The organism is Streptomyces sp. NPDC020362, assembly GCF_040642095.1.
Taxonomy (GTDB): Bacteria; Actinomycetota; Actinomycetes; order Streptomycetales; family Streptomycetaceae; genus Streptomyces.
In genome coordinates, this window is record NZ_JBFAET010000078.1 from 33,759 (window position 1) to 40,098 (window position 6,340).

At 69.2% G+C, this 6,340-nt stretch carries 7 protein-coding genes; 5 read left to right on the top strand and 2 right to left on the bottom strand.

Annotated elements, in window-relative coordinates:
- The first annotated feature begins 24 nt into the window (after positions 1–24).
- Complete coding sequence (gene dapB, locus AB0H32_RS25635) at positions 25–777, top strand: 4-hydroxy-tetrahydrodipicolinate reductase (protein ID WP_361124692.1); 753 nt, start codon at positions 25–27, stop codon at positions 775–777.
- A gap of 25 nt (positions 778–802) precedes the next feature.
- On the top strand, positions 803–1,255 hold the full coding sequence (locus AB0H32_RS25640; RefSeq protein ID WP_361124694.1) for a hypothetical protein: 453 nt from the start codon (positions 803–805) through the stop codon (positions 1,253–1,255).
- A gap of 82 nt (positions 1,256–1,337) precedes the next feature.
- Here the strand turns inward: AB0H32_RS25640 and AB0H32_RS25645 are convergent, their stop codons facing one another.
- Entirely contained in the window at positions 1,338–1,889 is a 552-nt protein-coding gene (locus AB0H32_RS25645) for a hypothetical protein (protein ID WP_361124696.1), read from the bottom strand.
- A 90-nt stretch (positions 1,890–1,979) separates the two neighbouring features.
- A complete protein-coding gene (locus tag AB0H32_RS25650; RefSeq protein WP_361124698.1) occupies positions 1,980–2,216 on the bottom strand; it encodes a hypothetical protein in 237 nt (78 codons plus the stop codon).
- A gap of 171 nt (positions 2,217–2,387) precedes the next feature.
- Here AB0H32_RS25650 and thyX point away from each other — a divergent pair, with 171 nt between their 5' ends.
- The 3 genes from thyX to AB0H32_RS25665 all read left to right on the top strand — a co-directional run bounded on the left by thyX (position 2,388) and on the right by AB0H32_RS25665 (position 6,082).
- Positions 2,388–3,131 (top strand): FAD-dependent thymidylate synthase, encoded by a 744-nt coding sequence (gene thyX / locus AB0H32_RS25655; RefSeq protein WP_361124699.1) that lies wholly within the window; start codon positions 2,388–2,390, stop codon positions 3,129–3,131.
- Positions 3,132–3,340: 209 nt separating this feature from the next.
- On the top strand, positions 3,341–4,240 hold the full coding sequence (gene dapA, locus AB0H32_RS25660; protein WP_361124701.1) for a 4-hydroxy-tetrahydrodipicolinate synthase: 900 nt from the start codon (positions 3,341–3,343) through the stop codon (positions 4,238–4,240).
- 156 nt (positions 4,241–4,396) lie between these two features.
- Positions 4,397–6,082, top strand: coding sequence for a ribonuclease J (locus AB0H32_RS25665; RefSeq protein ID WP_361124703.1), 1,686 nt, complete (start codon positions 4,397–4,399; stop codon positions 6,080–6,082).
- Positions 6,083–6,340: the final 258 nt, after the last annotated feature.

The window sequence follows — 6,340 nt, forward strand, 5'->3', positions numbered from 1 at the left end:
TCACCTCCGGTAAGGAAGCAACAGATGAGCAAGCTGCGCGTGGCGGTCCTCGGTGCCAAGGGCCGGATCGGCTCCGAGGCGGTACGGGCCGTCGAGGCCGCCGAGGACATGGAGCTGGTGGCCGCCCTCGGCCGCGGCGACAAGCTGGAGGCGCTGGCGGAGACCGGCGCCCAGGTCGCCGTCGAGCTGACCACCCCCGCCTCCGTCATGGGCAACCTCGACTTCTGCGTCCGCCACGGCATCCACGCGGTCGTCGGTACGACGGGCTGGACCGACGACCGCCTCGCGCAGCTGAAGGGCTGGCTCGCCCAGTCCCCTCGGACGGGCGTGCTCATCGCGCCGAACTTCTCCATCGGCGCCGTGCTGACCATGAAGTTCGCGCAGATCGCCGCGCCGTACTTCGAGTCGGTCGAGGTCGTCGAGCTGCACCACCCGAACAAGGTGGACGCCCCCTCGGGGACCGCCACCCGCACGGCCCAGCTCATCGCCGACGCCCGCCGCCGGGCCGGCTCCGCCCCGGCGCCGGACGCCACGGTCACCGCCCTGGACGGCGCCCGCGGGGCGGACGTGGACGGCGTCCCCGTCCACGCCGTGCGCCTGCGCGGCCTCCTGGCCCACCAGGAGGTGCTGCTCGGCGCCGAGGGCGAGACCCTCACCATCCGCCACGACTCCCTGCACCACAGCAGCTTCATGCCGGGCATCCTGCTCGGCGCCCGCCGCGTGGTGTCCACTCCGGGCCTGACCTTCGGCCTGGAGCACTTCCTGGACCTGAGCTGAGACCCGAGCCGAGCCCGAAGACGTCATGCGCGCGAAGATCACTTACCTCGTCACGGCCGCCGTCCTGCTGTTCTACTTCGTCCTGGTCGGCAGCCGCGGCATCATGCTCATCCAGTCCGGCACGGTCCTCACCGTCACCTTCGGGATCGCGGTACTGATCCTGCCGGTCATCGGCCTGTGGTTCCTGTGGAAGAACACCCAGTTCGTCCGCAAGGCCAACCAGCTCGCCGCCGAACTCGACGCCGAGGGCGGCCTGCCCGTCGACGAGCTGAAGCGCACTCCGGGCGGCCGTATCGACCGCGACTCGGCGGACGAGGTCTTCGCCCGGCGCAAGGCCGAGACGGAGGAGGCCCCGGACGACTGGCGCAGCTGGTTCCGGCTCGCCGTCGCCTACCACGACGCCCGTGACACCCCGCGCGCCCGCAAGGCCATGCTGCGGGCCATCGCGCTGCACGACGGCAGACCCGTCCAGGCCTGAACCGCGCCGCTACCCCGGCCGGTACGCCGAAGGGGCCGGCCCGCACTCCCGCGGGCCGGCCCCTTCGGCCTGCCTGTGACGGTCAGCCGCGCCGGTACTCGGCGGCCCATGCCTCCACCGTGTCCGCCGCCAGGTCGAAGGCCGCGGGACGGTGCAGGAAGTCCAGACTGTGCGTGGACAGCAGCGGAGTGTCCTCGGCGGGCCGGTCCTTGCGCACGAGCGTCAGAGCCTGCCCCTGCACCGTGCGCGGCAGCCCCAGCCAGCGCACCGGCTGCTGGGCCGTCCGCACCGAGACCACGCGCTGCCAGGGCACCGTACGTGTCACCAGGAGGCTCACGTGCCGCAGCCCATGGGAACTCACCCAGACACCCATGCGCAGTATCCGCAGCGCACCCGCGATGATCACCAGTGCCACGGCCAGGACCAGGCCGGCGGAGGAAGCCGAGCCGGTCAGGGCGATGAGCACCGCGGCGAACAGCACGAACGAGGAGAGCAGCAGCCACAGGGCGGCCCCGCCCACCCGCCAGGGACCGGGCCGGTAGGGGCGCCGCCAGCGCTCCCGGTCGTCGTGGGGCAGCGCGCTCTCGGATGCCGCGTCGTAGCCGCGGTCGGCCGTCAGGAAGGGCAGGGGCACGGCTGGTCCTCACTCATTCCTTGCATGGGCTGTGCCCGGTGAGGCTATCCGGCCGGAATCCGGCCCACCACCCTGGGGCGGCCGGACGAGTCAGTGCCCCTGCGAGGCCTGGGACTGCGGGGCCGGAGCAGTCGACGGCGAGGACATCGACGGCAGACCGAGGATCACCGAGCCGACCAGCCCGGCGACGATGGTGAGGCCCAGCAGCCAGCGCCCGGCCATCTGACCGACGGACGCCCGCTCACGGGGCGGGGGAGCGACATTGCTGCGGAACCTGTCGGCCTCGGCCACGAAGGCGAAGGGCACGGGCTCACGCCGACGGAACATGGGGAAGCACCTCTCCTCTCGGGGGGAACTTGCGTGTCGAACGTATGGTCCTCACCGATACAGACGCTCTGGTGGCACAAAAGGTGCCCATGTCCGAAAAAATCCGCGACAGGGTCACGGTTCGGGTCTGCCGGGGGTCCCCCGTACAGTGGGCGCGAACCTCAAGAAGTGATGGGAAGGACCCCCGTGACCACCCCCGAGTCGCTCACCCTGCGCAGTGACGTCACCGTCGAGCTCGTGAAGTCCAGTGCGTCGGATGCCGACGTCCTCTTCGCCGCCCGAGTCTCGACGCTCGGCGAGCAGTCCCTGGACGAGCTGAAGAAGGACCCCGAGCGCTCCAAGGGCCTGATCAACTACCTGATGCGCGACCGGCACGGCAGCCCGTTCGAGCACAACTCGATGACCTTCTTCATCAGCGCCCCGATCTTCGTCTTCCGCGAGTTCATGCGGCACCGGGTCGGGTGGTCCTACAACGAGGAGTCGGGCCGCTACCGGGAGCTCGAGCCGGTCTTCTACGTCCCCGACGAGTCCCGCAAGCTCGTGCAGGAGGGCCGCCCGGGCAAGTACGTCTTCGTCGAGGGCACCCCGGCCCAGCACGAGACCGTGCGCAGCACCCTCGCGGAGTCCTATGAGCAGGCGTACGCGTCCTACCAGAAGCTGCTCGCCGAGGGCGTCGCCCGCGAGGTGGCCCGCGCCGCCCTCCCCGTCGGCCTGTACTCCTCGATGTACGCCACCTGCAACGCGCGCTCCCTGATGCACTTCCTCGGCCTGCGCACCCAGCACGAGCTGGCCAAGGTGCCGTCCTTCCCGCAGCGGGAGATCGAGATGGTCGGCGAGAAGATGGAGGCGGAGTGGGCGAAGCTCATGCCGCTCACCTACGCGGCCTTCAATACGAACGGACGTGTGGCCCCGTAAGGAAGCCTGTTCCCCGCGCGGAACGGATGTACGGACCAGCGTCGCGAAGTGTCCGTATTGCGGCATTTAGAGAAGTTCATCTAGCCTGATCAAACGGACCCGGCACTGCTTGAACCCCCGAGCAGGCAGTGCCGGGCTCCGCATTTGTCAGGACTTTCCCGACACCCCGAGGGCAGACCACGCATTGAGCACCGAGTAGCGTGTTACCCATGGCTCCGACCTCGACTCCGCAGACCCCCTTCGGGCGGGTCCTCACCGCCATGGTCACGCCCTTCACGGCGGACGGCGCACTCGACCTCGACGGCGCGCAGCGGCTCGCCGCCCACCTGGTGGACGCAGGCAACGACGGCCTGATCATCAACGGCACCACCGGCGAGTCCCCCACCACGACCGACGCGGAGAAATCGGACCTGGTACGAGCCGTGCTGGAGGCGGTCGGCGACCGCGCCCACGTCGTGGCCGGTGTCGGCACCAACGACACCCACCACAGCATCGAGCTGGCCCGCGACGCCGAGCGCATCGGCGCCCACGGCCTCCTGGTCGTCACGCCGTACTACAACAAGCCCCCGCAGGAGGGCCTGTACCGGCACTTCACGGCCGTCGCGGACGCCACCGGGCTGCCCGTCATGCTCTACGACATCCCCGGCCGAAGCGGCGTCCCGATCAACACCGAGACGCTCGTCCGCCTCGCCGAGCACCCCCGGATCGTCGCCAACAAGGACGCCAAGGGCGACCTCGGCCGCGCCAGCTGGGCCATCGCCCAGTCCGGCCTCGCCTGGTACTCCGGCGACGACATGCTGAACCTGCCCCTGCTCTCCGTGGGCGCGGTCGGCTTCGTCTCGGTCGTCGGCCACCTCGTCACCCCCGACCTGCGCGCCCTCGTCGAGGCGTACAACTCGGGCGACGTCGTCAAGGCCACCGAGATCCACCAGAAGCTGCTCCCGGTCTACACCGGCATGTTCCGCACCCAGGGCGTCATGACCACCAAGGCCGCGCTCGCCCTCCAGGGCCTGCCCTCCGGCCCCCTGCGCGCCCCCATGGTCGAGTGCTCGCCCGAGGAGATCGCCCAGCTCAAGATCGATCTTGCCGCCGGCGGGGTACAGCTCTGACAACAGACTTGGCACCACCCGAGCTTCACAACTGAATCGACAACTGCATACGCAGGCCACCGGTGCCTGCACCCCACAACGACAACTGCTTCTGCACGAACGTCATGCGCGCCACGTGCCCGACCGGTACGTGGCGTGCGTGGTGAGGAGAGTCTTTTGAGTCATCCGCATCCTGAACTCGGCCCGCCCCCGCTGCTCCCGGCGGGAGGCCTGCGGGTCACCCCGCTCGGTGGTCTCGGCGAGATCGGCCGGAACATGACGGTCTTCGAGTACGGAGGCCGCCTTCTGATCGTCGACTGCGGAGTGCTCTTCCCGGAGGAGGAGCAGCCTGGAATCGACCTGATCCTGCCGGACTTCTCGTCCATCCGGGACCGCCTCGACGACATCGAGGGCATCGTCCTCACGCACGGCCACGAGGACCACATCGGCGGCGTCCCCTTCCTGCTCCGCGAGAAGCCGGACATCCCCCTGATCGGCTCCAAGCTGACCCTCGCCCTCATCGAGGCCAAGCTCCAGGAGCACCGGATCCGCCCGTACACGCTGGAAGTGGCGGAGGGCAACCGCGAGCGCATCGGCCCCTTCGACTGCGAGTTCATCGCCGTCAACCACTCCATCCCGGACGCCCTGGCGGTCGCCATCCGCACCCCCGCCGGCATGGTGGTGCACACCGGCGACTTCAAGATGGACCAGCTCCCGCTGGACAACCGCCTCACCGACCTGCACGCGTTCGCCCGGCTGAGCGAGGAGGGCATCGACCTCCTGCTCACCGACTCCACGAACGCCGAGGTCCCGGGCTTCACCCCGCACGAGCGGGACATCTCCAACGTGCTGCGCCAGGTCTTCGCCGGCGCCCGGAAGCGGATCATCGTGGCCAGCTTCGCCAGCCACGTCCACCGCATCCAGCAGATCCTGGACGCGGCCCACGAATACGGCCGCCGCGTGGCCTTCGTCGGCCGCTCCATGGTCCGCAACATGGGGATCGCCCGCGACCTCGGCTATCTGAAGGTCCCACCGGGCCTGGTGGTCGACGTCAAGACGCTCGACGACCTTCCGGACCACGAGGTCGTCCTGGTCTGCACGGGTTCCCAGGGCGAGCCGATGGCGGCCCTGTCCCGGATGGCCAACCGCGACCACCAGATCCGGATCGTCCACGGCGACACGGTCATCCTGGCCTCGTCCCTCATCCCCGGAAACGAGAACGCGGTCTACCGCGTGATCAACGGCCTCACCCGCTGGGGCGCCAACGTCGTCCACAAGGGCAACGCCAAGGTGCACGTCTCCGGCCACGCCTCCGCCGGTGAGCTGCTGTACTTCTACAACATCTGCCGCCCGCGGAACCTGATGCCGGTCCACGGCGAATGGCGCCACCTGCGCGCCAACGCCGAGCTGGGCGCGCTGACGGGTGTCCCGCACGACCGGATCGTCATCGCCGAGGACGGCGTGGCGGTCGACCTGATCGAGGGCAAGGCGAAGATCTCCGGCAAGGTCCAGGCCGGTTACGTCTACGTCGACGGCCTCTCCGTCGGCGGCGTCGGCGAGCCGGCCCTGAAGGACCGCAAGATCCTCGGCGACGAGGGCATCATCTCGGTCTTCGTGGTCGTCGACTCCTCCACCGGCAAGATCACCGGCGGCCCGCACATCCAGGCGCGCGGTTCGGGCATCGAGGACGCGGCCTTCGCCGATGTCATCCCGAAGATCACGGAGTCCCTGGAGCGGTCCGCCCAGGACGGCGTCGTGGAGCCCCACCAGCTCCAGCAGTTGGTGCGCCGCACCCTCGGCAAATGGGTCTCCGACACGTATCGCCGCAGGCCGATGATCCTGCCGGTCGTGGTGGAGGTCTGACACCTCGTCCGGGTGAACCAGGAGCGGGGCGTCTCGATTTGCATCGGGGCGCCCCGCTCCAGTACGTTTACGGCCTCGCCCAGTTGGGAACCCCAGTCCTTCATGTGATGGACAGACAGGTGCCCTGGACCGGGTGGGAAATCCGACTCTGAACTTCTGATAAAGTCGGAACCGCCGGAAAGGGAAACGCGAGAGCGGGAACCTGGAAAGCATCGAGGAAATCGGATCGAGAAAAGATCTGATAGAGTCGGAAACACC